General features: G+C 42.0%; 31 protein-coding genes. 24 read left to right on the plus strand and 7 right to left on the minus strand.

All coding sequences use genetic code 11. The features are described 5' to 3' along the window. The first annotated feature begins 46 nt into the window (after positions 1-46). From Q7J41_RS13280 to Q7J41_RS13345, 14 genes are all read left to right on the plus strand, one after another. Positions 47-1,726, plus strand: coding sequence for a methyl-accepting chemotaxis protein (locus tag Q7J41_RS13280; RefSeq protein ID WP_304888876.1), 1,680 nt, complete (start codon positions 47-49; stop codon positions 1,724-1,726). 164 nt (positions 1,727-1,890) lie between these two features. Continuing rightward, complete coding sequence (gene cheB, locus Q7J41_RS13285) at positions 1,891-2,937, plus strand: chemotaxis-specific protein-glutamate methyltransferase CheB (protein ID WP_304888878.1); 1,047 nt, start codon at positions 1,891-1,893, stop codon at positions 2,935-2,937. A gap of 8 nt (positions 2,938-2,945) precedes the next feature. Then, positions 2,946-3,416, plus strand: coding sequence for a chemotaxis protein CheD (locus Q7J41_RS13290; RefSeq protein ID WP_304888880.1), 471 nt, complete (start codon positions 2,946-2,948; stop codon positions 3,414-3,416). A gap of 78 nt (positions 3,417-3,494) precedes the next feature. Continuing rightward, positions 3,495-6,533: a PAS domain S-box protein gene (locus Q7J41_RS13295; protein WP_304888882.1), complete on the plus strand. Its 3,039-nt coding sequence runs from the start codon at positions 3,495-3,497 to the stop codon at positions 6,531-6,533. Positions 6,534-6,607: 74 nt separating this feature from the next. Then, entirely contained in the window at positions 6,608-7,012 is a 405-nt protein-coding gene (locus tag Q7J41_RS13300) for a response regulator (RefSeq protein ID WP_026394321.1), read from the plus strand. A gap of 24 nt (positions 7,013-7,036) precedes the next feature. Further along, on the plus strand, positions 7,037-7,870 hold the full coding sequence (locus Q7J41_RS13305) for an HD-GYP domain-containing protein (protein ID WP_304888885.1): 834 nt from the start codon (positions 7,037-7,039) through the stop codon (positions 7,868-7,870). Positions 7,871-8,166: 296 nt separating this feature from the next. Then, entirely contained in the window at positions 8,167-9,171 is a 1,005-nt protein-coding gene (locus tag Q7J41_RS13310) for a permease (RefSeq protein WP_304888887.1), read from the plus strand. A gap of 30 nt (positions 9,172-9,201) precedes the next feature. Beyond that, positions 9,202-10,383, plus strand: coding sequence for an MFS transporter (locus tag Q7J41_RS13315; protein ID WP_304888889.1), 1,182 nt, complete (start codon positions 9,202-9,204; stop codon positions 10,381-10,383). 76 nt (positions 10,384-10,459) lie between these two features. Continuing rightward, positions 10,460-11,380, plus strand: coding sequence for a cation diffusion facilitator family transporter (locus Q7J41_RS13320; RefSeq protein ID WP_304888891.1), 921 nt, complete (start codon positions 10,460-10,462; stop codon positions 11,378-11,380). A gap of 158 nt (positions 11,381-11,538) precedes the next feature. Further along, the gene (locus tag Q7J41_RS13325; RefSeq protein ID WP_304888893.1) at positions 11,539-11,955 is read left to right on the plus strand and encodes a co-chaperone YbbN; all 417 of its coding nucleotides are present in this window, start codon (positions 11,539-11,541) and stop codon (positions 11,953-11,955) included. Next, a complete protein-coding gene (locus Q7J41_RS13330; protein WP_304888895.1) occupies positions 11,955-12,656 on the plus strand; it encodes a cytochrome c biogenesis CcdA family protein in 702 nt (233 codons plus the stop codon). The genes Q7J41_RS13325 and Q7J41_RS13330 overlap by 1 nt, the downstream gene beginning before the upstream one ends. Before the next feature lie 96 nt (positions 12,657-12,752). Continuing rightward, positions 12,753-13,628, plus strand: coding sequence for a universal stress protein (locus tag Q7J41_RS13335; RefSeq protein WP_304888897.1), 876 nt, complete (start codon positions 12,753-12,755; stop codon positions 13,626-13,628). 22 nt (positions 13,629-13,650) lie between these two features. After that, positions 13,651-13,884 carry a thioredoxin family protein gene (locus tag Q7J41_RS13340; RefSeq protein ID WP_304888899.1) on the plus strand — a complete coding sequence of 78 codons (234 nt, stop codon included), beginning with the start codon at positions 13,651-13,653 and terminating at the stop codon, positions 13,882-13,884. 21 nt (positions 13,885-13,905) lie between these two features. Next, complete coding sequence (locus Q7J41_RS13345) at positions 13,906-14,097, plus strand: methyltransferase domain-containing protein (protein ID WP_304888900.1); 192 nt, start codon at positions 13,906-13,908, stop codon at positions 14,095-14,097. On the opposite strand, the gene Q7J41_RS13350 is transcribed toward Q7J41_RS13345, so the two are convergent. The 4 genes from Q7J41_RS13350 to Q7J41_RS13365 all read right to left on the minus strand — a co-directional run bounded on the left by Q7J41_RS13350 (position 14,094) and on the right by Q7J41_RS13365 (position 15,875). Then, complete coding sequence (locus tag Q7J41_RS13350; protein ID WP_304888901.1) at positions 14,094-14,513, minus strand: arsenate reductase ArsC; 420 nt, start codon at positions 14,511-14,513, stop codon at positions 14,094-14,096. The two genes, Q7J41_RS13345 and Q7J41_RS13350, sit on opposite strands and share 4 nt — an antisense overlap. A gap of 23 nt (positions 14,514-14,536) precedes the next feature. Continuing rightward, positions 14,537-14,968 (minus strand): arsenate reductase ArsC, encoded by a 432-nt coding sequence (locus Q7J41_RS13355; protein WP_304888902.1) that lies wholly within the window; start codon positions 14,966-14,968, stop codon positions 14,537-14,539. A 220-nt stretch (positions 14,969-15,188) separates the two neighbouring features. Next, positions 15,189-15,551 carry a putative zinc-binding protein gene (locus tag Q7J41_RS13360; protein ID WP_304888904.1) on the minus strand — a complete coding sequence of 121 codons (363 nt, stop codon included), beginning with the start codon at positions 15,549-15,551 and terminating at the stop codon, positions 15,189-15,191. A 27-nt stretch (positions 15,552-15,578) separates the two neighbouring features. Continuing rightward, positions 15,579-15,875: a helix-turn-helix transcriptional regulator gene (locus Q7J41_RS13365; RefSeq protein ID WP_304888906.1), complete on the minus strand. Its 297-nt coding sequence runs from the start codon at positions 15,873-15,875 to the stop codon at positions 15,579-15,581. Positions 15,876-16,058: 183 nt separating this feature from the next. Between Q7J41_RS13365 and Q7J41_RS13370 the strand changes: the two genes are divergently transcribed. Genes Q7J41_RS13370 through Q7J41_RS13390 form a run of 5 tightly spaced genes read left to right on the plus strand, consistent with a single transcriptional unit; the run spans position 16,059 to position 18,379 of the window. Then, on the plus strand, positions 16,059-16,430 hold the full coding sequence (locus Q7J41_RS13370) for a hypothetical protein (protein WP_304888908.1): 372 nt from the start codon (positions 16,059-16,061) through the stop codon (positions 16,428-16,430). A gap of 2 nt (positions 16,431-16,432) precedes the next feature. Continuing rightward, the gene (locus tag Q7J41_RS13375; RefSeq protein ID WP_026394308.1) at positions 16,433-16,735 is read left to right on the plus strand and encodes a ferredoxin family protein; all 303 of its coding nucleotides are present in this window, start codon (positions 16,433-16,435) and stop codon (positions 16,733-16,735) included. Continuing rightward, on the plus strand, positions 16,728-17,576 hold the full coding sequence (gcvH, locus tag Q7J41_RS13380) for a glycine cleavage system protein GcvH (RefSeq protein ID WP_304888913.1): 849 nt from the start codon (positions 16,728-16,730) through the stop codon (positions 17,574-17,576). The genes Q7J41_RS13375 and gcvH overlap by 8 nt, the downstream gene beginning before the upstream one ends. Continuing rightward, the gene (locus Q7J41_RS13385) at positions 17,569-17,970 is read left to right on the plus strand and encodes a putative zinc-binding protein (protein ID WP_304888915.1); all 402 of its coding nucleotides are present in this window, start codon (positions 17,569-17,571) and stop codon (positions 17,968-17,970) included. The genes gcvH and Q7J41_RS13385 overlap by 8 nt, the downstream gene beginning before the upstream one ends. 1 nt (position 17,971) lies before the next feature. Further along, entirely contained in the window at positions 17,972-18,379 is a 408-nt protein-coding gene (locus Q7J41_RS13390) for a putative zinc-binding protein (protein ID WP_304888917.1), read from the plus strand. A gap of 91 nt (positions 18,380-18,470) precedes the next feature. On the opposite strand, the gene Q7J41_RS13395 is transcribed toward Q7J41_RS13390, so the two are convergent. Further along, complete coding sequence (locus Q7J41_RS13395; RefSeq protein WP_304888919.1) at positions 18,471-19,010, minus strand: (Fe-S)-binding protein; 540 nt, start codon at positions 19,008-19,010, stop codon at positions 18,471-18,473. Then, positions 19,010-20,161 (minus strand): aminotransferase class V-fold PLP-dependent enzyme, encoded by a 1,152-nt coding sequence (locus Q7J41_RS13400; RefSeq protein ID WP_304888921.1) that lies wholly within the window; start codon positions 20,159-20,161, stop codon positions 19,010-19,012. Before Q7J41_RS13400 ends, Q7J41_RS13395 begins: the two co-directional genes overlap by 1 nt. Before the next feature lie 267 nt (positions 20,162-20,428). Between Q7J41_RS13400 and lpdA the strand changes: the two genes are divergently transcribed. The 3 genes from lpdA to Q7J41_RS13415 all read left to right on the plus strand — a co-directional run bounded on the left by lpdA (position 20,429) and on the right by Q7J41_RS13415 (position 23,991). Then, positions 20,429-21,814, plus strand: a complete 1,386-nt coding sequence (gene lpdA / locus Q7J41_RS13405) for a dihydrolipoyl dehydrogenase (RefSeq protein ID WP_304888923.1) — start codon at positions 20,429-20,431, stop codon at positions 21,812-21,814. Positions 21,815-21,924: 110 nt separating this feature from the next. Then, positions 21,925-23,640: an arsenical pump-driving ATPase gene (gene arsA, locus Q7J41_RS13410; RefSeq protein WP_304888925.1), complete on the plus strand. Its 1,716-nt coding sequence runs from the start codon at positions 21,925-21,927 to the stop codon at positions 23,638-23,640. Between the two features lie 72 nt (positions 23,641-23,712). Continuing rightward, positions 23,713-23,991 carry a hypothetical protein gene (locus Q7J41_RS13415; RefSeq protein WP_304888927.1) on the plus strand — a complete coding sequence of 93 codons (279 nt, stop codon included), beginning with the start codon at positions 23,713-23,715 and terminating at the stop codon, positions 23,989-23,991. 118 nt (positions 23,992-24,109) lie between these two features. On the opposite strand, the gene Q7J41_RS13420 is transcribed toward Q7J41_RS13415, so the two are convergent. Further along, the gene (locus Q7J41_RS13420; RefSeq protein ID WP_304888929.1) at positions 24,110-24,436 is read right to left on the minus strand and encodes a hypothetical protein; all 327 of its coding nucleotides are present in this window, start codon (positions 24,434-24,436) and stop codon (positions 24,110-24,112) included. Between the two features lie 254 nt (positions 24,437-24,690). Here Q7J41_RS13420 and arsD point away from each other — a divergent pair, with 254 nt between their 5' ends. Together arsD and Q7J41_RS13430 are read left to right on the plus strand one after the other, a co-directional pair. Continuing rightward, positions 24,691-25,080 (plus strand): arsenite efflux transporter metallochaperone ArsD, encoded by a 390-nt coding sequence (arsD, locus tag Q7J41_RS13425; protein WP_304888931.1) that lies wholly within the window; start codon positions 24,691-24,693, stop codon positions 25,078-25,080. A 302-nt stretch (positions 25,081-25,382) separates the two neighbouring features. Beyond that, on the plus strand, positions 25,383-25,904 hold the full coding sequence (locus Q7J41_RS13430) for a PadR family transcriptional regulator (RefSeq protein WP_304888933.1): 522 nt from the start codon (positions 25,383-25,385) through the stop codon (positions 25,902-25,904). The last annotated feature ends 1 nt before the right edge of the window (position 25,905 follow it).

Consider the following 25,905-nt stretch of genomic DNA (forward strand, 5'->3'; position numbering starts at 1 on the left):
TTTGTATATAAGGAACAAATAAAAAATTTGATGGAGGAAACACAAAATGCAATTTTTCAAGAACCTTAAAATAAAGCAAAAGCTGGTCACCTGTTTTATCTTGCTGGCAGTTGTTACCGGAGTTGTCGGGGTGTTTGGCATCTATACTATGAATACCATTAATACCCAGTCGGAAAGCATGTATTATAATAATCTGGTCCCTTCCCAGAAATTGGCCAGCATTCATGCTGCCATTGAGGATATCCGGGCCAACCAGCTGTTGGCAGTTTATGAACGTAATCCGGGAACGCTACAAACTCGACTGGATGCTATTAGTGCGGCGGTAGAAAGCGATAATGCGCTGTTAAAAGAGTATGAAGCAACGATCCGGGACGACGAAAATAGAACCATGTATACTAACCTGACTGAAAGTCTCGTTTCTTACCGGGAATTGCGCAATGCCAATTTAGAGTTGGTAAAAGCGCAAAAATATGATGAAGCTCAGGCCGGACTTGATAAGGTCACCCAGGCGAGACAGACTGTTGATGCGGATTTGGAAGCTTTAATCGCCTACAATACCACCCAGGCTGAAGGTGTTTTAACACAGAATACTGCTGATTTCAAAACTCAGAGTACCATGATGATCATCTTTATCGTCGTGGGAATTGGATTGGCAGTAGGATTGGGATTGATGGTTGCCAATATGATCAGCAAACCCTTACGACGAATGGTTGACTCAGCCGAGGAAATTGCCAATGGCAATCTGGATGTGAACGTGACAATCGACAGCCGCGATGAAGTCGGCGAACTGGGTCAGGCTTTTATAAAGATGACCGACCATATCAATGAAATTATGACCAATATTGATTCCGCTGCTGAACAGGTAGCCGATGGTTCCAAACAGATTGCTGATTCCAGTATGAGTCTGTCTCAGGGAGCTACCGAACAGGCCGCCTCGATTGAACAATTGACCGCCTCGATTGAAGAAATTTCTGCCCAGACTCGCCTTAATGCCGATAATGCCAATGAGGCCAATGAATTGGCGGAAAGCACCAGAGAAAACGCCATTAAGGGAAATAACGAAATGAAACGGATGCTGGAATCGATGGAAGAAATCAACGAATCTTCAGCTAATATTTCTAAAATCATTAAGGTCATTGACGAGATTGCCTTCCAGACCAATATTTTGGCCTTGAACGCTGCTGTGGAAGCCGCCCGGGCCAGGCAGCATGGTAAAGGATTTGCAGTCGTTGCCGAAGAAGTCAGAAATCTGGCGGCCCGATCAGCCGACGCTGCTAAAGAAACCACCCGAATGATCGAAGGATCCATTAAAAAGGTGGACGATGGCACTAAAATTGCCACCACCACCGCAGTAGCCCTTAATAAGATTGTTGATGATGTGGCTAAAGTCTCCGGTATTGTCGGAAATATTGCCTCGGCTTCCAACGAACAAGCCATTGGCATTTCTCAGATCAACCAGGGTATCATGCAGGTTTCCGAAGTTGTTCAAATGAACTCAGCTACCTCGGAAGAAAGTGCCTCTGCCAGTGAAGAATTATCCAGTCAGGCAGAACTGTTAAGAGAACAGGCCGCCCGGTTTAGTTTGAAAAAATCCAGCCGTTTTGCCTACCGGAGCACCGAAGAAACAGCACTCGAAAGCCGAGGAGTCCGGAGAGAACCGGCCAATAACCCGGTTTCAAAACCCACCCGCATTGCGTTGTCCGATAATGAATTTGGAAAATATTAAAGAAAAGTCGGAAAAATGGGTATAAAGTAATTTAATCAGGCAAAAAGAACTTGAAATTTAAGCCCTCAAGCTAGTCAAATAATTGATTTTAACAGGTTGTACCCACTAGTTGATCGCTGGTGGGTACTAATGATTTCTCAAGCGGGCAGAAAGGATGAGAAAAAATGCGAAAGAAAAATCAGATCAGCGTTCTCGTCGTGGATGACAGCAAGTCGTTCCGGGAAATGCTGGCTCGCAAACTGTCCGCTGACCCACAGATCCAGGTCGTTGCCACCGCCGGTGATGCCTTTGAGGCTCGGGATAAAATTCTCAGATACGATCTTGATCTGATTGTCTGTAGTCAGGAAATACCAAAAATGAGTGGCATCGAATTTATTAAGCGGCTGTTGCCCCAATATCCGCTGCCGGTGGTGATGATCAGCGATACCCAGATCGGAGCGGCGGCCAGAAAGGCCGGCGCCCACGATTTTGTCGAGAAACCTAATCCCAGGTCAACAAAAACCGTTGAAGATTTTCTCATTGAGCTGACTCTGAAGATCCGTCTGGCCGTCAAGAGCGGGATCTTCTTTCCGGAAAAAAATCTGGCAACGCAAAGAATTGATAACAATCAAATATCGCAATTATCAGTCAATGGGCAGTCGCCGGACAGGCTTATTGCTATTGGAGCGTCAACCGGCGGTACCGAAGCAATTTATCATATCCTTAAAAATCTGCGGGCGGATTGCCCGGGAATCCTGATTGTTCAGCATATTCCACCAGTGTTTTCAAAAATGTTTGCCGAACGACTGGATAGCCAGACCTCCTTACGTTGTAAAGAAGCCCAATCCGGGGATTATCTGGAAACGGGAAGGGTATATATTGCTCCCGGAGATCAGCACATGCGGATTAAACGGATTGGCCATAAGTACCGGGTGGAAGTGTTTCCCGGGGAAAAAGTCAATGGGCATTGTCCTTCGGTGGATATGCTTTTTGATTCAGTGGCTCGCGAAGCTGGCGCTCGGGCGATTGGGGTATTACTGACAGGAATGGGTAATGACGGCGCCAAAGGTCTGCTTGATATCCGGCGCCACGGCGGGCACACGATTGGTCAGGATGAGGCATCCTCGGTGGTCTATGGGATGAACAAGGTTGCCTATAATATGGGGGCGGTGTTGGTTCAGTCTGCTTTGGAAAACATTCATCATTGCATTCTCTCAGCATTAAAGGAATAGGTGAAACGATGATAAAAATAATCGGGATCGGCGAAATGGCCATTTCCAACAATTGTAATGATATTATAAAGACCTTTGCCTTAGGCTCATGTCTGGGGATCACAGCTTATTCACCGATCCGGAAAGTCGGGGGGATCATTCATATTGCGCTGCCCCGACCGGCCCGGAGAGAAGATGCGATCGACCGCCATTGTTACTATGCCACCACCGGATTGCCCTATTTTATTGATCAGTTTTCCAGTAAATATGGGTGTTTGAAAAATGAACTGGTGATCCGCATTTTTGGCGGAGCCGAATCCATGCGTCATAATGATACCTTCAATGTCGGCCAGCATAACCTGGAAATCACCCAACAGATTCTCAAAGACATGAATCTGGACATTCAGTATGCCGAAACCGGTGCGAAAGTCAGCCGTACCATTGAGTTGGAGGTAGCCAGCGGCGATATTAATATCTGGCATCAGAATATGATTATCTGACGGTTAACCCGTCACAATCCTGATAATTATCAGATAAAACATAGAAAAGGGAGACTTAAAATGTCAAAGGAGGAGCGAGTGGATACGGAAGAAAATTTTATTCAGGAGTTTAATGCTATTTCAGTTGGTGTGGTGGTGTTGGATGAAAATGCCAAAGTCACAAAAGTCAATGATCCCTTGTTGAACTATTTCAACCGAAAAAGAGCAGACTTTATTGGAAAACAGTTTGGCGATGCGGTTCAGTGTAAAAGTAGCCGTTTAAATAAACTGGGCTGCGGTTTTGATCCGTCCTGTGCGAGCTGTGAGCTGCGAAATGCCTTTTCAAAAGTTCTGGAATCAGAAGATGAACTGATTAAAATAGAATTCCAAAAAAGTATTCTTGTGGATGATGAGGAAAATGACTATTGGTTCAGAGTCAGCATTGCGCCCCTGCTTCGAGAACATCAAAGAAATGCGGTGGTGACTTTTGTGGATATCACCGAGCGAAAAAACCGAGAGCTGTCCCTGGAACAGTCCCGGGATTATTATTACCGGATGTTTGAAAACTTCCCCACCCTGATCTGGAAAACCGATCTGGAAGGAAATGTGGTTTACTTTAATCGCAGCTGGTCGCTGTTCACCGGCAAGCATAACGAAGACTATCTGGGGACAAAATGGCTGGATCTGATTCATCCCGAGGATCGGAAATTATATCTGGAAATGAAAAATAAGGCCTTTCGCAGTAAAAGATCTTTTAGTATTCAGTATCGAATTCGTCATGACAGCGGCAATTATCGGTGGATTGAAGGGATCTATAGTCCATCCTTCGAGGTGGATGGAAGTTACGGCGGTTATATCGGCATGGGGATTGATATTACTGATCGCAAAAGCCTGGAAGAAGGATTGATCCGCTATAAAATGCTGGCCGAAAAGGTTCGGGACACCATTGTTTTTGTGGAAATCAGCGGTAAAATAATCGATGCCAATAATGCAGCCGTCGAGCTTTACGGATACAAACGCAGAGAATTGCTGAAACTTTCAGTTTTTGATTTGATCGAGGGCGGAAAATCAGTGGCCATTGAAGAAATGAAAACTGGGGATAAGGATGGGGTCTTTTTTGAAACCATTCATAAACGGAAAGATGGCAGACTGATTCCCGTTGAAGTCAGTGCTAAAACGACAAAAATCAATGAAAAACCGGTCATTATCTGCATCGTCCGGGATATCTCCGAACGGAAAAATTCTGAAAATGCCCTCATCGACAGCGAAGAAAAGTTTCGTCAGGTCTTTCATAATTCAACGGATGCTATTTTTGTCCAGGAAATAAAAGAGGATGGTAATAATGGCCGGCTCATTGAGGTTAATCAGACCGCTGGGGATATGTTTCATTACTCTTATGAGGAATTTTTCGAGTTTGAAGATCCGATTTTTAAAATCATTCAGTCTCCAGCTGATATGGAACGGCATTGTAATGAGCTACGTGAAAAAGATTATATAACGTTACAGACCAAGGCGAAGCGAAAAGATGGGTCAATCCTACCGGTTGAGGTGGTCTGTAGTCATTGCTATTTAAACGAAAAAAAGATAGTGATTAACATTGTCCGGGATATTAGCGAACGCTTGGCAGTGGAGCAAGCCCTGAAACAGGCCAAGGAAGAAGCGGAAACGGCCAATCAGGCCAAAAGCGAATTTCTAGCCAATATGAGTCATGAAATCAGAACCCCGTTAAATGGTATTGTGGGTATGGTCAATCTAATGCGTTTGTCTAGTTTGAATCAGGAACAGCAAGAGAATATCAAAATCATCAAAACCTGTGTCAATGCCCTGCTTAATGTGATCAATGACATCCTCGATTTTTCAAAAATGGAAGCCGGAAAAATGGAGATTAAAAAGAAAAATTGTGATATTAAAGCGTTGGTGGAGCACACGATCAAAGCCCAGTCCCCGGTGGCGGCCGGCAAAGGAATCGAACTTAACTACGCTTTTTCAGCCATCGTGCCCCAATATGTCATGGGGGACTTCCATCGGATTCAGCAGATCCTTAACAACCTGATTAGCAACGCCATCAAGTTTACCGATACTGGCGAGGTTTGGGTCAAGGTTAAAAGCCTGGCGGCAACGGATAAACAGGTTGACCTGCTTTTTGTTGTTGAAGATACTGGGATCGGCATTGCTGAAGAAAATCGGAAACGGATTTTTGAAAGCTTCAGCCAAGTGGATGGTTCCTTCACCCGGCGCTTCGGCGGCACCGGTTTGGGACTTGCCATAACCAGACAATTAGTAGAACTGATGGGCGGAAAAATATGGGTGGAAAGTATCGAAGGACATGGCAGCCGCTTTTATTTTCAACTCACCTTTGACCTGGGTTTTGCTGAAGATAGCCAACCGGAAAAGTATCCTGACTATTTTAAGATCAGTCAGCAATATAGAATTCTGTTGACTGAAGACGACAAGGTCAATCAACTGGTTATTTCCCGAATGCTCAACGAATGCGGCTATCGAGTGGATATTGCTGGTAATGGTTATGAGGCAGTGGAGATGGTGCGGAAAAATATCTACGACATCATTCTGATGGATATTCAAATGCCAGAAATGGATGGGATTGAAGCCACCAGGCGGATCCGTGAAGTTAATCAAGATATCCCGGTGCTGGCTATTACAGCTTATGCTCTCCACGGAGACCGGGAAAAATTCTTGTCCCAGGGAATGGATGGATACATCTCTAAACCGATCAAAGTGGAAAAGCTGTTAGAAGAAATTGAAAAATGCATCAGTCGTAAAAAAGAGGCAAGAAAGTCCGGAGATTTTGAAATGCATATTGACGTCAACGGAGAAATCATTATTAAGGAAAAGAACACATCCGATGATCTGATCGGAAGGATCTATGATGAGGAAAAGGAAGAGCAACTGGCTGCGCTGATTAACGAATTAAACGATCAAGTGGTGGTTGGAAAACTGGAAGATTTTGAAAAACTGGCCAATCAGATCAAGAAAATCGCAATTGCTCTGGACATTGAAGATTTAAAAGTGGTTGCCTTTAAAATCGAATTGGATATTAGACGGGGAAATTTTGAAGCAGCAGCCGAAAAGGTCAATCAGATTAATCATATTTACTCCGTCTACAAGAAAACAGTATAATTTGGATTAAAGACGCTCAACAAAATAATTGGCCAGATAAAACAAATTTAGAAAAAGGAAAGGTTAGGAATAAAATGAAAATATTAATTGTGGAAGATGACATGGTAAGCCGACGTTTTTTAGGGAAATTTTTAGCCCAATATGGAGAATGTGATATTGTGGTGGATGGGATGGAGGCTTTGGATGCCTATCTTATTGCCATTAAAGAAGAAGATCCCTATGATCTGATCTGCCTGGATATTATGATGCCAAAGGTCGATGGGGTCAAGGTGCTTAAAGCAATCCGGGATTTTGAAGTGCAACGGGGAATCCTGGCCGAAAACAAGGTGAAGATCATTATTATCACCGCTTTGGCCGATACCGAGTTTGTCAATACCGCCTTCGATCTGGGTTGTGAGGCATATGCCGCTAAACCAGTTGATACTGATAAACTGGTTGAAGTCATGAATAAACTGGGTGTGATCAAAGTCGATCAGTAAAAACAAAAAAAATGGGGTGAAATAATGGGAATTTTAGAAGATCACATTAATAATTATACACGGTTTGAACAGCCTGCTGGTCAAACAATGCATCACGATAGTAAACGAAAAAAAACGGGATATTCGCTGTCTCATTATCTGTGTGATCTTAACGAAAAAATGACCGAACAGCTCAACCGCAAGATGTTGGTGGAACTGAAAAATAACCTGAGTAATGTGTTGTTTCAGGAAGAGTATACCTACACCCATGTGACCCAGTTTCTGGCTCACATGTATGAAAGCATTGAAGGTAATCCGATCATTCTTAGAGCCCTGGATCAGATCAAAAAAATGGACGAATACACCTTTGCTCATAGTGTCAATACCGCTTTTTATTCAATGTTCATCGCCATGTGGATGGGTTTGGCAGAACAGGATATCATCAATGCTACCCAGGCAGGATTTCTCCATGATATCGGTAAGATTTATATTCCGGCAGCGATCTTAAATAAACCGGGTACCTTATCCCAACAGGAATATGAAATCATCCAACTTCATCCCCTTTACGGCTATTCGCTGCTCAGCGAATTCAGTGCATTCAATCTTGAGGTCAAACGGGCAGTTCTGTTTCATCATGAGCGGGTCGATGCCAAAGGCTATCCGCTGTGTGCGACCGACGATTATGTCGGACTTTTACCAAAAATCATTGCGGTCGCCGATGTCTATGATGCCATGACCACCAATCGGATTTATAAAAAAGGGAAAACCGCTCTGGAAGCCATTGACTATCTGAGTCATCAGGGACGGAGCCAACTGGACAACCGGGTATTGTATCATTTTCTGAATAATATCCCGGTTTATGATTTTAAGGCATCGTGACAATAAAAAAATACTGTTTATTAGCAGCTATATCAGGGTAATCTCTGGGATAGCTGCTTTTTTATTCCACTGTGGATTTTTGATGCATCCGGTTGGCGGATCTTCACAAATAGCTTGACAAGAATGCATGGCTGGTATAATATAATTATATGCTTATGTAAGCATATAATTATATTATACCAGCAGCTAGTTATAGATCAAAACAGAAACGATGGCAATCTATGATGGTTGGATCAATGCTGTCAGCATCCTTCGATTCAGTTATAAAATTAATAAATAAGTTAGGAGACAATATCATGTTTGTATTTGAATGGTTAAATAATCAATTACTGAAAATGGAGTGGCTTAATTATTTAGTCGCTCAACTGGTAGAAAATGTATTCGGGTTGGATACGCAGAGTAAACTGGGGGGGAGCTTACAGTTTTTTATATATGATGTCATTAAAATTTTTATTCTCTTGTCCGTTCTGATTTTTCTGATTTCTTATATTCAAAGCTTTTTTCCGCCGGAACGAACCCGAAAAATACTGGGTAATTTCAAAGGTATTTCGGCTAACATATTAGGGGCTTTGCTGGGAACCATCACACCGTTTTGCTCCTGTTCATCGATCCCTCTTTTTATTGGATTTACCAGTGCTGGGTTGCCCATCGGCGTAACCTTTTCATTTCTGATTTCATCACCCCTGGTTGATCTGGCTTCGGTTATTCTATTGGCTAGCATCTTTAACTGGCAAATTGCCATTGCCTATGTCGTTGTCGGTTTGATACTGGCAGTGCTTGGCGGAACCATCATCGGCAAAGCAAAGCTTGAAGACTACGTGGAACCCTTTGTTTACAGCAATAAGATGATTGAAATGGATCAGGAATCCTTGACCATTAGCGATCGTATCAGTTTTGCCAAAGATCAGGTTCTCGAGATTGTCCAAAAAGTGTGGCTATACATCTTGATTGGGGTTGGAATCGGCGCCGTTATTCATAATTGGATACCTGAAGAAATTATCTCAGCGGTGCTTGGACAAGATAAGTGGTACTCGGTGCTAATTGCAACATTAGTCGGAGTCCCGATGTATGCGGATATATTTGGAACCCTTCCCATCGCTGAAGCATTGGTTTCTAAAGGTGCTGGTCTCGGCACTGTCTTAGCATTTATGATGGCAGTTACAGCATTGTCCTTACCATCATTGATCATGCTAAAAAAAGTGGTCAAGACAAAGCTGCTGGTTATTTTTATGGGAATCGTAACGACTGGGATTTTGATTATCGGCTTCGGTTTTAATGCCTTTAGTTATCTGCTTTTGTAAGAAAATTGACATATTTGAAAGAAGGAAAAAATGAAAAATAAAAATAAAATGATTGCCATACTTGGTTTAATGGCCTTTTTGGCAAATGGGGATAATTATGCTGCTGCCCCATTGATTATCAATATTGCTGCGGATCTTAACTTAACAGTTAGCGTGGCAGCAATGTCGGTAACCGCCTATATGCTTGCTTTTGGGGTCTTTACTTTGTTATTCGGCCCTCTTTCGGATCGCTTCGGTAAGGTGAAAATTATCAATATTGCGGCAATCGGAACGGCGATTTTCAGTGTCTTGGGAGCCTTTTCCTTCAATCTGCCATCGCTGATTTTCTTTCGAGCCATGAATGGCGCTTTCGGAGCTGGGATTTTTCCGGTAACCTTGGCGCTGGTGGGTCAGAGTTTTGATGATCAAAACCGTCAAAAGGCAATTGCCAAAGTAATGGGGCTGATGTTTCTGGGCGGAGCGACAGCAACCATTATTGGCGGGGCACTGGCGTATTTTGGTTCCTGGCGTCTTGTTTATCTGGCGTACGGGATTGCGGAATTCATCATTGCCATGATTATGCTAAAAACGTTAGAGCGTGATCAACCAGTGGTTGAACAGCTTAATATTTTTGAAGCCTATAAGGAACCGCTGTCGAATTTTCGTTTTATGAGACTGGTTATAACAATTTTCTTTGTGGGATTTAGTGTGTTTGGTAGTTTTACCTATTCCGGTAAACTGATTCAAACTGTAACGGGGTATAATCTGCTAGTCGTTGGTCTTATTCTCTCACTGTTTGGTGTGGGTACAGTTGTTGGCGGCCGCATTGCCCCTGCTTTGCGGAAAAAATTAAAAAACGGATTTCTTGTTTCGGCAGGTGTCATTGGTGGTATTTCTTTATTAAGTATGGCTTTTTTCACGAATGCATGGCTATTGTCGCTGGCTTTGTTTGGCTTTGGGATAGCATTTATTTTTCTCCAGTCGACACTGATTACGACAGTTCAGGAGAAGCTTCCTAAACGACGGGGAACAGCGATGTCGCTGGCATCATTTAACATGTTTGTTGGTGGTGCGGTTGGTACCAGTATTAATGCAATGGTCATAGAAACAGGAAGTTTAGCAACAATCTATATCAGTTCCGCAGTCATTCTGTTTTTAGTCAGCATGGTTGCAGCCTTATTTATTTCACAGGTTGAAGTACAAAAGCGACAAGGCTCTTTTGAAGAAAACTAAAGAATAGGCAGCTAAGCGAGTGCTGATATGAAAAAATACAACGCTAAAAAATTAATGAAAGAGACGTGAGACATATATGGAAGATAATCATGACTATGATCACGAAAAGCATGTGCATACGCATGATCATTCCAATCTATCCGGGAAAAAAATATTTTGGGTGACGATATTAAATGCGATTATTACCGTGACTGAAATCATCGGCGGTATTCTTTCTGGGAGTTTAGCATTACTGTCTGATGCATTACATAACTTAAGTGATACGATTGCCATTGCCCTTTCATATTTTGCCAATCGCTTCGCTCAAAAACCGCGCGATGAAAAGCGAACCTATGGATATAAGCGCGCCGAAATACTGGCGGCCTTAGTGAATTCGACCGTATTGCTGGCTTTATCCGTTTTATTGATTATCGAAGCCATCAAACGATGGCAGTCACCAGAGACCATCAATGGGTTAATGATGATTATTGTTGCCCTTGTGGGACTGATCGCTAATTTTATTTCAGTGTTTTTATTGGAAAAAGATTCGCACAATAATTTAAATATCAAATCAAGTTATTTACACTTAATCAGTGACACGGTTTCATCGATTGGCGTACTAATTGGGGGCGTTGTGATACAGTTATGGGGCATTATTTGGATTGATCCGTTGATCACAGCTCTGATTTCGATCTATATTATTCGGGAAACCTGGCAGATTATTAAAAAAACGGTCAACATTTTGATGCAGTCATCGGCACCTTTGGATTACGAATCCATTAAAACAGAAATTGAAAAAATAGAAAAAGTTAAAAATATTCATCATGTCCATACCTGGATGTCTGATGAGAAGACCGTTTACTTTGAAGCCCATATCGAAATGGAAGATATGCCATTATCTGAGGTTTGTCTAGTTACTGATAAAATTGAGCATTTACTTAAAGAAAAAGAAGGTATCTATCATGTGACACTACAAGCGGAGGTCGATAAATGCTGTGATAAGCAGCTGTTTAAATAAGCAAAAGATTTAATTCATAATAATAGGGGGAAACGTGGTTGAAAGATGGTAAAAATAGATTATTAAAAATACTGATACCCATTATAATTGTATGTGTGATTGGTGGGGTGTGGTTATTAAAAAACACGCAAGGTTCTGAAACTGAACAAGGTACACGGATGAGTAGTAACAATCCGGATTTTGCACTCCAGGTAACGGATGAGCTGGATCTTGATCAACTTAAATCCTATGGGTTGCCGATTGTTATTGATTTTGGAGCAGATTCCTGTGTGCCCTGCAAACAGATGGCACCAGTTCTAGAAGCTATGAATGAAGAATATCAGGGAAAAGTAATTATCAAGTTTGTGGATATCAGGAAATACCAGGAGCTGGCGCAAGGGTTTCCGATTAGTCTGATTCCAACGCAAATATTCATTGGCGCTGATGGTAAGCCTTTTAATCCCGAAAATCTCACTGCGTTTTCGTTGAATCAGTATGTCACAAAAGATACCAATGAACTGGTCTTTACAACCCATGAAGGCGGGCTAAATAAAGAAGACTTTCTAAAAATATTTAAGGCCATGGGGGTTCAGTAGTGGAAGCTGTGATTAATCAGGGGTTAACTGCACTTTCAGAAATGATCGCTGGCAATATCTGGATGGCGCCGCTGTTTGCCTTGATTGCGGGCGTCCTCACTGCGTTTACACCCTGTTCGTTATCCAGTATACCACTGGTGATTGGTTATGTGGGGGGAACTGCCCAAAGAGAGACAAAAAAAGCCTTTAGACTTTCACTGGTGTTTTCCCTTGGTATGGCCGTAACCTTCACGACTTTGGGTGTTCTGGCATCGCTGTTGGGTCAATTGATGCAGGGAATCGGAACCTGGTGGTACATTCTACTGGGTGTTCTGATGGTGCTGATGGCCCTGCAAACCTGGGAAATATTTAATTTTATTCCGGCAACAAACGCTTTGAGTAAAAGTACTAAACGGGGTTATATCGGGGCATTTCTGGCCGGTATTCTGGGCGGTCTCTTTTCATCCCCCTGTGCGACGCCGGTGCTGATTGTATTGTTGGCGATGGTTGCCAACGAAGGCAATCTGATCTGGGGCATCCTGCTGTTGCTGCTTTATTCGCTTGGGCACAGCATTTTGGTTTTAGCAGCGGGAACATCCATCGGTTTTGTCCAAAAAATTTCGGCCAGTGATCAATATGGAAAGGCCAGCACCATTTTGAAAATCGTGATGGGTGGGATAATTCTTTTACTGGCATTTTATATGTTTTATCTAGGTTTTTAGTACAAGTCTTTCTTTATTATGGGATACATGGTTATTATTTCGATGGATCGGGTAATAAAAAAGTAATGTTTTGTAAATTTACAAAGGAGGAAGCTCATGTTTAGTCGAATCGTTATCGCATCAGAGATGTCGCCAGCGGCTTTTAATATGCTTTATTGTTTGGAAAGAGTGAAAGGGTTGGGGGTAAAAGAGTGCCTGCTAGTACAATGTTTGAGTCCTTATGACTTGGATTCAAAGATTTCATCGTTTTATAAGGCTGTTGTTGAAGAAAATCTCAATGAGCAGAAAGAACTACTGGGAAAAATGGGGTATACGGTCAACACCCGTGTGGCGACCGGGTATATTAAAAACGAAATTAATCGTATTGCTGTAGAAGAGAATTATTCCATGATGGTCGTCGGGGCTCCGGAACACTCGATGGTGGGGGATGTTTTCTTTGGTGGCACTGCCCACGAAGTGATCCTCCATGCCCAGAAGCCGGTGATGTTGATCCGGATCGTCAATGAACCGGAGGCACGCTTAAAACTGATAAAATCCTGCAATTTGATTGAACATATTCTATTCCCCACTGATTTTTCTGAAAATGCTAAAAAAACATTTGCGGTTGTCAAAAAAATGGTAACGGATGGGGTGAAAAAGGTTACGCTGATTCATGTCATCGATAAGGCGGTTGTAGATCCCTATCTTAAAGAAAGTCTCGTAGATTTTATCCGTTTGGATAACACCAGATTACAGGCGATGAAAGTTGAGCTGCAGTCAATGGGAGAGGTAGAAGTCGATGTGCAACTGCCAATCGGATCGCCCGCAGGAGAGATCATCAAAGCAGTTCAGGAACACAATATTTCGATGGTAGTTATGGGCTCGCAAGGGCGGGGCTTCTTAAATGAAGTTTTTTTAGGGAGTGTCAGCCATCAGGTGGCCAGGCATTCATCAGCATCGATGTTATTGATTCCCGCTAATCGGGAATACTAAAACAGTTTAAAGGAGAAATGATATGATTATTAAAGTACTGGGACCAGGTTGTAAAAATTGTAAAAAACTGGAAACGAACACGAGAGAAGCCTTAAAAGAGCTGGGAATTGAAGCAACTATTGAAAAAGTAGAGAGCATGGAGGAAATTATGGCTTATGGGATTATGTCAACACCGGCATTGGTGGTGGATGAACAGGTCAAATTTTCTGGAAAGATACCTTCGGTTAAAGAACTCAAGAAATATTTACAGTCCTAATTAACCTGAGCATGGATATTTATGATCGCTTTTATTCGCCAGATCATATATCTTGGGAAGAAATATGATCTGCTGACAGCCACTGAAGTGGTGGAACATCTTGATGATCCCCTGGATTATTTCAGCTTGTTTGAAAATCTGCTCAAAGATGATGGTGTTTTATCGATCATGACAAAGCCGGGAAATTTTAAATTTCCCGGCTTTGTCTTTTAAGAAGTAAGAAGAAGGATATTATTTTGGATGTTATCGGCTAATTTTTTTACATTAACCTCAATCTGGTCAATGATTGCCATAAATTCTTCATCGCTTTTTCCGGATGGATCTTCCAGTCCCCAGTCTTCAACATGACGGCCGGGCAGGTAGGGGCAGACCACATTGCATCCCATTTTGATGACAATATCAATAGGCGGAAGATCAGTCAGCAATTTGGAATGCTGGGTAGCTTCCATATCAATGTCGTACCGTTCTTTGATCAAACGGACGGCATCCTGATTAATTTGCGGTTTGGTCTCCGTTCCGGCTGAATAGCTTTCGAATACATCACTGGCAAATTTTTTTCCAATCGCTTCGGCCATCTGGCTGCGGCAGGAATTATGGACACAGACAAAGGCAACTTTGGGTTTGTTCATTATTTTCTCCTGTTTTATAAAATCTAAATAGAATCTTTGTAGGTATTAATCAGATCTATGACGTTTTCCCGGATTTTGTAGCGGAGATGGCGGGCTTTTTCAAGCTTTTCTTCCTCGGTACCGGTAAAAGCAGCCGGATCTTCAAAGTTCCAGTCAAGCACATTCCTGGCCAGTGGAAAAACTGGACAACGCTGGCCATTTTCCAGATCACAAACCTTAATAATATAGGAATACAAACGCCCCTCTTTATAATAATCAAATACCGAATTGGTATCGTTTTGACTGAGATCATAACCGACTTCAGCCATCACCTTGACAATTAAGGGATTGATGGTGCCTGGCTCCAGACCGGCACTTTCAGCAATGAAATAGTCTTTCCCCAAATCGTTTAAAAAAGCCTCAGCCATCTGACTTCTGGCAGAATTATGGACACAAACAAAAAGAACTTTAATCATATTTCTGACTCCTTATAACAAAGATTTGGCTATAAGCATATCATAATCAAAAAATACGAACGAGATAAGTTGTGTTAAATTTTATAATTTGATTTAAATTTTTCGTACTATGCAAAACCCCCGACAGGTATATTTGCAATATATACCTGTCGGGGGTTTTCCCGATTGCGCTTTAGTTAACGATCAATAATTACTGCAAAACATGCATAACCGTATTTCCCTAGTAACTTGCAATAATTTTATCAAGGGCTTTCTGGACGTGTTCTATTTCTTCATCAATATCTTCCAGATTGGTATATTTTTCATTGTGTTTGATATCATAATCCGGGGTCATCACAATTTCATCATAGAGTTCGTAGCCCATGTCTTCATAAGCCATCGAGGCACAGGTCGAGGGGCAGCCATTCAGTGAAATATATTTCTCACTGTCACCGGCCGCTTCAACCTCTGCAAGAATGTTCATGCTGACATGGGGAAGGATGGTGATATTTTCCTCATCAATGATTCCAAAATATTGGGCAACGGTTTTTGTCATCATACTGACATTGCAATGCCCGGGACAGGGATAAATCTTAAGTTTCATAATAGTTACCTGCTTTCTTAAGTTCTATTAAAAATCAAGTGTCTCAAAATACTCTGCCACGGTTTGGTCCATGGCGCTTAATAGTCTTGAGATGCCTTTTAGTTTAACGTGATAATGCATTTCAACACCGATTTTTTTGCTTTCCAATATTCCCGCTTCACGGAGAATTTTTAAATGCTGAGAGAGATTTGCCTGGCTGAAATCAAAAGAAAGGTTGAGATCACACACACAACGTGATTCTGTCAGGAGTGATTTTACTATTTGTAAACGGATCGGATGCCCCAGTGCTTTGAAAATTTTTACGGATACATCTTCAGAATTCATGAGTGACCTCTTTTCTATTTGGTAGTGTAATTAAACACGAAAAAATTGATTAAATCAATAACATTATAAGCAACTGCTTATAAAAAAGCAATCTTTATCTTTTGCTCTTGACACCCATAAACGAGAGGCGTATAATGATTTTAACCATAAGGAAATAATTATATTATATAGGAGGTAGAAGATATGAGTCAAGAATTACCAGGTTTTATTATGTGTGTCTGTACCGGAAAATGCCCGGGATTTCAGGCCATGGACATTTGGGATTTTATCAATCAGGTGCGGGTCGAGTTGCCGGTTGAGTACGCCTTTATCCACCCGCAGCTATGCGAGGAAGATGGGGATCGTTTTTTAGCCGATTTTTTAAAAGCCCATCGAAAAGTGATCATTGGAGCCTGTGCGCCAAATATGCAGCGTAAGATGTTTAAAGAGGCCTTTAAAGAAGCCGGACTTAGTATCGAAGAAGATGCTGTGATGCTCGACATCCGCGACATGACCAACGAAAAAGCCTTTGAAGTGGTGGAAAAGAAACTCGAAGAAATGGGATATGAGGTATAGTCATGAGCGAATCAACTTTTATGGGTGTGGAACGGGATCGGATTGATTGGTCTCCTCGAATTGATTTTACAAAATGCAACGATTGTATGGACTGTGTGGAATTTTGCCCCCATCAGGTTTTTGAAGTAGATGAAAACGCCAAACCAAAACTAAAAGTCAAAAACCCTAATAACTGTGTTGTTTTTTGCCGCGCCTGCAGTAAAACCTGTGGACCCGATGCAATTACCTTTCCGGATAAACCAGAAACGACCAAGATGATTAAAGCCATCCGCAAGGCAGAAAAAGAGGCCGCAACCGATGAGTGAGTCTATTTGTGTATTACCTTGTAATGGCTTGGATAAATGTGCCGGCGATCTGTCAAGGCGGGTGGCTCTGGAGTTGGCGCAGTCGGAAGAAGTCGAGCTTATCTGTCCGGTTTTAATAAATCAGAACAAAAGCCGCTACGAAAAAGCTCTGGCAGCCGGTACTTTAACCGTCATTGATGGCTGCAATACCCGCTGTGCCAGTAAATTGGCCGGGGATTTAGAGCTTGCTATCAAAGAAAAAGTTAATGTCAGCGAGGTTGCCAAGGCTCTGGATATCAAGCTGGGGGTCGAAATCCGGGATGATCAGGATACCCAGGCAGTGGTTCGCGCAGTGCTGGAAAAAATAAACAGTTCCGCCGCAGAACAGGCCGAATCGGAATTTATTGAACCGGAATCGATAGAATATAATACCTTTTCCCATGGCAAATTTATTTTCAAGGTGCCAAAGGCCAATTATTTTTTCAACGAAAATGACTGTTGGGTGACGGTGTCAGGAAACATGGCTCGAGTGGGTGTCAGTGATTATGTACAACAGAATTTGTCTGATATTCTCTATGTGGATCCGCCGGAAATTGGCGATGAATTTGAACAATTTGACGATTTAGGCAGCATCGAATCCAGCAAAGCGGTATTTGAAATTATTTCACCGGTCGCTGGGACCGTGGTTGCTGTCAATACCGGTTTAAACGATGCCCCGGAACAGGTCAACGAAAGTCCCTATGAAAAGGGCTGGCTGGTGGAAGTAAGCCTCAGTGATTTTGAAGAAGATCAGGATCTGCTTCACGATTGCCCGGCTTATTTTGAATTTTTACAACGAAAGGTAGCAGAAATCGATGTCTAAGATTAAAGTAATACCCTGCAGCGGGATTGGAAAAGTATTTGGCCTATTGGCCCGGGAGTCGGTGTTGATGGTTACCTCGGAGAAGTGTCCCAATGACACAGAAACGCTCTGTTTAGCTCACGTGGTCACTGGCGATGACGAAGTGGTGGGAAAGATTAAAGGCGAAACCTGCATCACTATGGATGGCTGTGCCAAATATTGTGCCAAGAAGAGTGTCGAAGAAACCGGTGGGATCGTCGTAAAAAGCCATAAGGTACCAGATTTCATGAAAGCCCATCGTGGCGAGGAACATGGCAGCGGAACCGCTCTCACAGACGATGGCTGGAAATATGCCGAAGAACTGGCCGAAATTTTGGTCGAAGACGTCAAAGAAATAAAGGCAGAGGTGAACTAGGATGTTAGGGAATAAAATTGGTGTTATTTCTTGCAGCGGCGAAGAGTGTCTGGGTGGGACAATTTCCCGGCTAGCGGTACGAAAAATGATGGAAGAACTGAAACCCGGGATGGTATCAACCTTATGTTTGCCCTTATTTATTGCCGGTGACGGCGGTGAACGGGAATTTGCCGAAAAATACCCCACTATTGCTGTAGATGGGTGTTCAAAATGCTGCGCTAAACGGGCGATTGAAAAATACAGTAACGCAGTAGCCGGCAGTGTGGATGTGGCCGAGATCATTGGCGCAGCCAAAGCCCTTGAAAAACCCTTGTCTACCCGGAATCTTACTGATGAACATATGGAATATGTGAAGCAAACAGCGGATAAAACCTGTCAGATTTTTGATGAGATTATTGCAAAAAAATAAATTTGCGAAAAACTAATAATAAAAAAGCCAGATCATCGACAGCGAAGATCTGGCTTTTGTGTTGTAGGGGATTCGGTTTTAAGGACTGGACTCAGTCGGTTTCATAACCAAGAAGCTGGAGATGAGCTTCCAGGCTTAAATAATTGGGGGCATATTCTTCTTCTTTCATGAGGGTACACTGGTTCAAGCGACAGGTGCCTAAAATCAATTTAGAAGCAAAGCCCATGCAGGAACCCTGACCGCAGACCTTACAGCCAATTTTCTTGGGCAACAATTTATAAAGCTGAATCGCACTGGGGCGTTCCCGGGTTTCTTCGTTGGGGATGATAGACTCTTTATTTTCCCAGGTCTCATTAATCAGATTATAGATATGATCAATCATTTCATAACACTGAGCTTCATTGGTTAGCTGCGTGCAGGTCAGATTTCGTTCGTGGATATTGATAATATGACTGCCGATCTTATAGGTGAAGGTTTGCGCTGAGGGGATATAAAGTCCGGTTTTAATCACGGTATTGAGATAAGGCATCACTTCAGGAACCGGGTTGCTGAGCTTAGCACGAAATTTAATCCGACCACCACCGGTGGTACAGGGTTTGATGTAAATAAGACTGATGGTTGAGAGGTACATTAGTTATTCTCCTTTAAATAAGATTTTAATCCATTAACCAGGGCATCAATATGAGCTTGCTCATTAAAATAACCGATGCCGATGCGACAAGTTCCTCGGGTAACGGTGCCAATCAGACGATGAGCACTGGGTGCACAATGCAACCCGGAACGGATCATCACCTGGCACTCCTGATCCAGATAAAAAGCGATTTCTTCCGGGACGTGACCTTCAATATTAAATGGAATGACACCAACACTTTTGGAAGAATCCTGGGGGCCGTAAATTTCAATGCCGGGGACCTGACTTAATGCGTTTAGGGCATAGTCCATCAGGGTATCCTCTTTATGTCGGATTGTTTCCAGGCCTTCAGCTTCCAGAAATGCCAGAGCTGCGCCCAGGCCGATAATTCCGCTGACGTTCATGGTACCGGCCTCCAGATGATTGGGATAATAGTCCGGCTGGTATTCATAGGCTGAATCACCGCCGGTACCGCCGGAAATGAGGGGATGAATTTCAGCATCGCAATTTACGATCAAACCGCCAGTACCCATCGGACCTAACAGGCTTTTATGTCCCGTAAAGGCCAAAAGATCAATGTTCTGTGCCTGAACATCAATCGGAATAACCCCAGCAGTCTGAGCAGCGTCCACTAGAAAAAGAATGTTCTTTTCTCGCGCTAAGGCGCCGATCTCACCAATCGGTTGGATGGTCCCCAACACATTGGAGGCATGGGTAAAAACGATGATTTTTGTATATGGAGTGATAGCCGCTTCCACATCTTGGATATCTGTTTCGCCTTGCGCTGTGGCTGGTACCACCGAAATATTAATCCCATGATCGCGCTCCAGAGTTTTTAGGCATCGCCAGACGGCGTTATGTTCCAGGGAGCTGGTGACCACATGATCACCGGGTTTTAAGATCCCCTGGAGAGCCAGATTTAAAGATTCAGTAACTGATGAAGTGAACACCACTGTTTTTGGATCATTATGGTTAAAGAGCTTTGCCAGGCTTTTTCTGGTCTGATAGACAAGCCCATCAGCCAAAATGGCTTTTTCATAGGAGCCGCGACCGGAAGTCCCGCCATTATTGACAATATAATCATAAATTGCTTCCGGAACTGCTAATGGTTTGGGAAAGGTGGTTGCGGCATTATCTAAATAAATATCCATAATACACTCCTTCTATAATCAAATAATAATATGCTTAGTTGTTTCCTTTATCATAGACGCTATTTCTAAATTCGTCAATAAAATTAACAGGTAGAATTTGGGTTGATAAAATTTCTGATGATATGAATCGGATTGGAAAAAGGGTAAAAAAATTACGGTTGACAAATTGGTGCGAAAACGATATCGTATGAACAAAACATCATATGAACATATGGTTATTTGAATTGCGTGAATATAAAACTATCTGATAACTAAAAAGGAGAAGTAATGAAAATTACAATTATTGGTGCTGGCCCGGGCGGTTATGAAGCCGCTATTATGGCAGCTAAACTAGGTGCAGAAGTGACGGTTGTTGAGAAAAAAGAGGTCGGCGGAACCTGCCTTAATATCGGTTGTATTCCGACCAAGGCTTTGCTAGCTTCGGCAGATGTTTTGACAACCTCATTGGAAGCCGAAAAGTTTGGCGTTTTCAATGATCATACGACCGTTGATCTAAAGCAAATTATTGAACGAAAAGATAAGCTGGTTGCTGGTTTAGTTAAGGGAATCGAATTTCTTTTCGAATCAAACGGCATCAATCTGATTCGCGGGATCGGCAAACTAATTGATTCAAAAACGGTCGAAGTGAAGTGTAATGATGGCGGGGTTGAAACACTGGTGAGTGATAAAATATTATTGGCGACCGGTTCAGTCCCCGTCTGTCCAGAAATGTTTCATTATGATGGCGAGAAAGTGATTACCAGTACCGAGGCATTGGCGTTAAAAACGCCGCCTAAATCGATGATTGTTGTTGGGGGTGGCGTCATCGGGTGCGAACTGGGGCAGTTTTTCAGTCATCTGGGAACAAAAATAACGATTGTAGAAATGGCTGATCAAATTTTGAGTTCCGAAGACGAGAGTGTTGCAAAACAATTATTACGACAATTTAAACGGGAAAAAATAAAAGTTTTGACCGCCAATGGTGTTACTGACGTGAAGGTTGAGAACTCCGGAGTGGTGGTAACATTAAAAAATGGCGCAATTTTGGAAGCAGAAATGATGCTACTTTCGATTGGGCGATCCAGCTATTCTAAAGGTCTAAATCTGGAAGAATTAGGAATTAAAGTTGATCTCAAAGGCCAGATTGAAGTCGATGAGACACTGCAAACCAGTGTAAAAGGGATTTATGCCGTAGGGGATCTTATTAATACCCCTTATTTAGCCCATGTCGCCTCTAAGGAAGGCATTATCGCCGCCGAAAATATGTTGGGGAAAAATAAAACCGGCATTCATAAAGCGATCCCCAGATGCGTGTATACAGATCCCCAGGTTGCGGCGGTCGGATTAACCGAAAAAGACGCCCAGCAAAAGGGAATTGTTTATAAAACTGGCAGTTTTGATTTTAGATCGCTGGGAAAAGCCCAAATCATCGGGAAAATTCAGGGACAGGTTAAAATTATTGTGGATGAACAAGATGTCATCATCGGCGCTTCGATTATTGGGCCTGAGGCGACTGATCTTTTGGCAGAGTTAACTATGGCAGTCCACCTTGGGTTAACGGCAGAAGAGCTTGGTGATGTGATCCATCCGCACCCAACGTTGTCCGAAGCCATCATGGAAGCCCTTCATGATATTCATGGGATGTCAATTAATAAAGCTTCTTTACGATTTTAAACGGCAAATTAAGTAAAGAATAAAAAACACTTGACAAAGTCGCATGAATGAGATATCATATGAACATAAAGACATATGAATTTGTGGTCATATAAGAAAGAAGGATTGTCATGTACAGAAATTTCACACCCGATACTATTAATTTAACTAAATATTTATTTTATACCGGCAAAGGCGGCGTTGGTAAAACTTCCACCGCCTGTGCAACGGCAGTGAGCCTTGCCGATCAGGGGAAGAAAGTATTCCTTGTCAGCACGGATCCGGCTTCAAATTTACAGGATGTATTTGAAACAGCATTAACCGGACAAGGCGTCCCCATTAAAAACGTGCCTAATTTAATGGTAGCCAACCTGGATCCCATCGAGGCCGCAGAAGAATATAAGGAATCTGTGGTCGGACCTTATCGAGGAAAATTACCGGACGTGGCGATTGCTAGTATGGAAGAACAACTGGCGGGATCCTGTACCGTTGAGATTGCCGCATTTAACGAATTTTCTCGATTTATCACCGATGAAAAAATGAACAAAGAATATGATTATATCATCTTTGATACTGCCCCCACCGGCCATACTCTGAGAATGCTGCAATTACCTTCAGCCTGGGACAGCTTTATTGATGACAGTACCCATGGGGCTTCCTGTTTGGGGCAGTTATCTGGTCTGACCGAACAAAAGAAAATGTATGAAAAAGCCGTACAAACCCTATCTGATGGCGATAAGACAACGTTGATTCTAGTTTCACGACCAGAACCATCGCCACTGGCAGAAGCAGCCAGAGCATCTAAGGAATTAAAGGAAATTGGTGTTGAAAATCAAATTCTGATTATCAACGGGGCTCTGGAGAATTTTGATGAAACAGATGAAATTGCCACAGCTTTCTATAACAAACAAAAAGATGCTGTCAAAAAAATTCCCAACAGCTTAAAGACTCTGGACATTTATACCCTGCCACTGCGCGCCTACAACGTTGCTGGGGTAGACAATATTCGCCGCTTATTTATTGAAGATGATGTGATTGAAGTGGAAAAAGTTAAGGAAATCAGTGACTTGCCAGGGTTGGAAAAACTGGTTAAAGATATGTATGATTCAAATAAAAAAGTAATTTTCACCATGGGTAAAGGTGGCGTTGGTAAAACCACCATTGCAGCAGCTATTGCACTGGGCTTATCAAAGATGGGCAAGAAGGTTTACCTGACCACCACCGATCCAGCTGGTCATCTGAGTGCATCAACCATGGGTGGTGAAAACATCATCGTCAGTAATATTGATGAAGCCGAAGAACTGCAAAAATATCGGGATGAAGTCATCGGGAAAGCGAAAGCAGCCAACATGAGTCAAGATGACATAGATTATATTATTGAAGATTTGGAATCCCCCTGCACCCAGGAAATTGCCGTATTTAGAGCCTTTGCCGAACAGGTTGAAAAAGCCGAAGATGGGGTGGTTGTGATCGATACCGCACCAACTGGTCATACCTTGCTGTTGCTTAACTCAACTGAGAGCTATCACAAAGAAATGGAAAGATCCAATGCGGATATTCCCGATTCAGTCGTTAATCTCTTGCCGCGTTTGCAAAATCAGGCGGAAACTGAAGTTGTCATTGTAGCGTTGCCAGAAGCAACACCGGTATTTGAAGCACTCCGTTTAGAAGCAGATTTAAAACGTGCTGGCATTATGAATAAATGGTGGGTAATGAACGCCAGCCTATTAGCTACCGATACCAAGGATTCGTTCTTACGGGCAAGAGCCAATAATGAAGAAAAATGGATTAAACGAATCGCTGAAGATACTAAGGGAAACTATGTGGTTATTCCCTGGAAAAAATAAACAAGTCTGTTTCGGCAGATTAAGAAGAACCAGGTAATTAATTAAAAAATAAAAACGATGAGGAGAAACAAAATGATTATTACAGATGAAGCAAAAGTGGTATTAGAAGAAATGTTGAAAGAAAACGGTCAAGATGCACTTCAGGCATCCCTGCAACAGGGTTGTTGTGGAACCTCCCTCTACTTTACATTTACTAATAAAAAAGCGGATGATCAACCGGTAATTGTAAATGGCATTAATGTGCTGATGGAAGGCGAAGCAGTGCTCAAAACAAGTACGGTTACATTAAAAACCGATGATGACGGCAAGTTGGTTGTTGAGGATTCTGCTCAGGCATCGGGTTGTTGTTAATAAAAATCATTGAGTGAGAATGAAATGGTTTTACTGAAAAGTCATTTTATTAAGAAGAGAAAAGATGGTTGGTGAAAGAAAAATGCCTGCCAGAAATGGCAGGCATTTTAAAATCTTGCTATTTAAACTTAATCGCTTTCATCTGGGTGACAAAAAAATAATCGCCAGCGGAAGAAACCATCTCAGACCAGGTTTTATATTTACTGTTTTTCATAACCAGGGAATCAAGCTCAGCTTCGGGTATGGCTTGGAATTCGTCCTCTGTAGCAGCTGAAAAACCGCCGGAATTCAGGAATAATTCGAAATCATCAAAACTGGTGTATTTTTTAATAAAGGAACGGGTAAGATAGTTTTTTATAATGTTGAATTCACCTTTTGATGAATTTTCTAAGCGCTCACCAGATGAATGTTCGGTTTTTTTAAGATCATTTTCTTCTAATAACATAACAAGTACCTCCTTGGAAATTTCAGCAGTTGGCTGTTACTTGCATTATTACAAATTAATCATAATAAAGCAAGTTATTTCTTTAAAATAGCAAAGAAAGAACTATGATGTTTATTGGCATCGATTGATAGATAACGCAGAAACTTGACAAGCTAGCAGAAATGGCTTAACATATGAATGGACAGATATATGAAGGGCTGTTCATAATAACTTAGATCTAAAAAATTTAGAAAAAACGAAATGGAGAATAAGATATGAGTAAAGTAGAAATTTATGAGCCAGCAATGTGCTGTTCCACTGGTGTTTGCGGACCAGGGGTTGATCAGGAACTTTTAAGAGTGTCAACTTTTTTAAATGAACTGGCGGGAGAAGGCCGAAAAATCATCCGGTACAATCTTTCCAGCGATCCGATGGCATTTGTTACAAATAAAGAAGTCAATGATACCATTGCCAACGAAGGAACAGAAGCCCTGCCAATCACCGTTGTGGACGGTGAGATTAGACAAAAGGGTTCTTATCCATCTAATGCAAGTTTTGCCGAATGGACAGGAATGACAAGAGAAGATATTCTCAAGATGGTTCTTAAAACACAAAAATCATCTTCAAATGGTGGTGGTTGTTCTTGTGGCAGTGGTTGTTGTTAAGATTTAAGCAATACTAAAGACGTTGAATGCGTCTTTAGTATTTTTTTATAAGGTTTTGGCAAAGAATTCTATTGACTTATTGAAAAACATATACAATTGCATTGCGAATCGATACTTTTTCGAGTACACTTAAGACAATCAATCTTCTCGAATGCTGATAATATTAGATGAAGCATCATTAAAAAGGTTTAAGTCCGGTTAAAATGGATATAAAATAACTTAAAAGGAAAGAGATGATGCTCCTAAGGCATGATCAGGTGGATTGAATTGGGAAAGAAAAACAGAACTGAGAGCAGGAAGTCATGTTAGAATTTGCAATCCTTGGTTTTTTATTGAACCGGGATATGACCGGCTATGATATCAAGCAAATGATGGTAATGCGAACCTCTAATTTTATTGATGCCAGTTTTGGTAGTATCTATCCGATGCTGAAACGACTGGAAAAGGTGGGGCTGATTACTTTTGCAGAAATTGTTGAAGGTAACCGGTTCAAAAAAATGTATACCATTACGCCCAAGGGTCGGGAACATTTTATCGAATGGCTGCAAACGCCCTGCACATTTTCCCCTTTCAATCTAGAATTTCTGGCTAAACTGTTTTTTTATAAGCATTTAAAGAAAAATGATGCGATCCTTAATATCGAGCTTTTCAGAGGAACGGTGCAGGACGCCATGGAAAAGCTGTCAGAAATTGAAAGGACTACCTGTGATGGGATGGATCCCTTTGAATACGCCAGTCTTCAGTTTGGCAGAACCTACTACGAGATGGTTTTAAACTGGCACGAAAAACTCATAGATGACTTGAAACGTAATTCGTTGGAATAGT

Source organism: Acetobacterium sp. (assembly GCF_030652775.1).
GTDB lineage: Bacteria > Bacillota > Clostridia > Eubacteriales > Eubacteriaceae > Acetobacterium.

What these genes read in the sequence shown, in the direction of transcription:
- Q7J41_RS13280 (WP_304888876.1), top strand. Translation starts at nt 47, where the DNA reads ATGCAATTTTTCAAGAACCTTAAAATAAAGCAAAAGCTGGTCACCTGT.
- cheB (WP_304888878.1), top strand. Translation starts at nt 1,891, where the DNA reads ATGCGAAAGAAAAATCAGATCAGCGTTCTCGTCGTGGATGACAGCAAG.
- Q7J41_RS13290 (WP_304888880.1), top strand. Translation starts at nt 2,946, where the DNA reads ATGATAAAAATAATCGGGATCGGCGAAATGGCCATTTCCAACAATTGT.
- Q7J41_RS13300 (WP_026394321.1), top strand. Translation starts at nt 6,608, where the DNA reads ATGAAAATATTAATTGTGGAAGATGACATGGTAAGCCGACGTTTTTTA.
- Q7J41_RS13305 (WP_304888885.1), top strand. Translation starts at nt 7,037, where the DNA reads ATGGGAATTTTAGAAGATCACATTAATAATTATACACGGTTTGAACAG.
- Q7J41_RS13310 (WP_304888887.1), top strand. Translation starts at nt 8,167, where the DNA reads ATGTTTGTATTTGAATGGTTAAATAATCAATTACTGAAAATGGAGTGG.
- Q7J41_RS13315 (WP_304888889.1), top strand. Translation starts at nt 9,202, where the DNA reads ATGAAAAATAAAAATAAAATGATTGCCATACTTGGTTTAATGGCCTTT.
- Q7J41_RS13320 (WP_304888891.1), top strand. Translation starts at nt 10,460, where the DNA reads ATGGAAGATAATCATGACTATGATCACGAAAAGCATGTGCATACGCAT.
- Q7J41_RS13325 (WP_304888893.1), top strand. Translation starts at nt 11,539, where the DNA reads ATGAGTAGTAACAATCCGGATTTTGCACTCCAGGTAACGGATGAGCTG.
- Q7J41_RS13335 (WP_304888897.1), top strand. Translation starts at nt 12,753, where the DNA reads ATGTTTAGTCGAATCGTTATCGCATCAGAGATGTCGCCAGCGGCTTTT.
- Q7J41_RS13340 (WP_304888899.1), top strand. Translation starts at nt 13,651, where the DNA reads ATGATTATTAAAGTACTGGGACCAGGTTGTAAAAATTGTAAAAAACTG.
- Q7J41_RS13345 (WP_304888900.1), top strand. Translation starts at nt 13,906, where the DNA reads ATGATCGCTTTTATTCGCCAGATCATATATCTTGGGAAGAAATATGAT.
- Q7J41_RS13350 (WP_304888901.1), bottom strand. Translation starts at nt 14,513, where the DNA reads ATGAACAAACCCAAAGTTGCCTTTGTCTGTGTCCATAATTCCTGCCGC.
- Q7J41_RS13355 (WP_304888902.1), bottom strand. Translation starts at nt 14,968, where the DNA reads ATGATTAAAGTTCTTTTTGTTTGTGTCCATAATTCTGCCAGAAGTCAG.
- Q7J41_RS13360 (WP_304888904.1), bottom strand. Translation starts at nt 15,551, where the DNA reads ATGAAACTTAAGATTTATCCCTGTCCCGGGCATTGCAATGTCAGTATG.
- Q7J41_RS13365 (WP_304888906.1), bottom strand. Translation starts at nt 15,875, where the DNA reads ATGAATTCTGAAGATGTATCCGTAAAAATTTTCAAAGCACTGGGGCAT.
- Q7J41_RS13370 (WP_304888908.1), top strand. Translation starts at nt 16,059, where the DNA reads ATGAGTCAAGAATTACCAGGTTTTATTATGTGTGTCTGTACCGGAAAA.
- Q7J41_RS13375 (WP_026394308.1), top strand. Translation starts at nt 16,433, where the DNA reads ATGAGCGAATCAACTTTTATGGGTGTGGAACGGGATCGGATTGATTGG.
- gcvH (WP_304888913.1), top strand. Translation starts at nt 16,728, where the DNA reads ATGAGTGAGTCTATTTGTGTATTACCTTGTAATGGCTTGGATAAATGT.
- Q7J41_RS13385 (WP_304888915.1), top strand. Translation starts at nt 17,569, where the DNA reads ATGTCTAAGATTAAAGTAATACCCTGCAGCGGGATTGGAAAAGTATTT.
- Q7J41_RS13390 (WP_304888917.1), top strand. Translation starts at nt 17,972, where the DNA reads ATGTTAGGGAATAAAATTGGTGTTATTTCTTGCAGCGGCGAAGAGTGT.
- Q7J41_RS13395 (WP_304888919.1), bottom strand. Translation starts at nt 19,010, where the DNA reads ATGTACCTCTCAACCATCAGTCTTATTTACATCAAACCCTGTACCACC.
- Q7J41_RS13400 (WP_304888921.1), bottom strand. Translation starts at nt 20,161, where the DNA reads ATGGATATTTATTTAGATAATGCCGCAACCACCTTTCCCAAACCATTA.
- lpdA (WP_304888923.1), top strand. Translation starts at nt 20,429, where the DNA reads ATGAAAATTACAATTATTGGTGCTGGCCCGGGCGGTTATGAAGCCGCT.
- arsA (WP_304888925.1), top strand. Translation starts at nt 21,925, where the DNA reads ATGTACAGAAATTTCACACCCGATACTATTAATTTAACTAAATATTTA.
- Q7J41_RS13415 (WP_304888927.1), top strand. Translation starts at nt 23,713, where the DNA reads ATGATTATTACAGATGAAGCAAAAGTGGTATTAGAAGAAATGTTGAAA.
- Q7J41_RS13420 (WP_304888929.1), bottom strand. Translation starts at nt 24,436, where the DNA reads ATGTTATTAGAAGAAAATGATCTTAAAAAAACCGAACATTCATCTGGT.
- arsD (WP_304888931.1), top strand. Translation starts at nt 24,691, where the DNA reads ATGAGTAAAGTAGAAATTTATGAGCCAGCAATGTGCTGTTCCACTGGT.
- Q7J41_RS13430 (WP_304888933.1), top strand. Translation starts at nt 25,383, where the DNA reads ATGTTAGAATTTGCAATCCTTGGTTTTTTATTGAACCGGGATATGACC.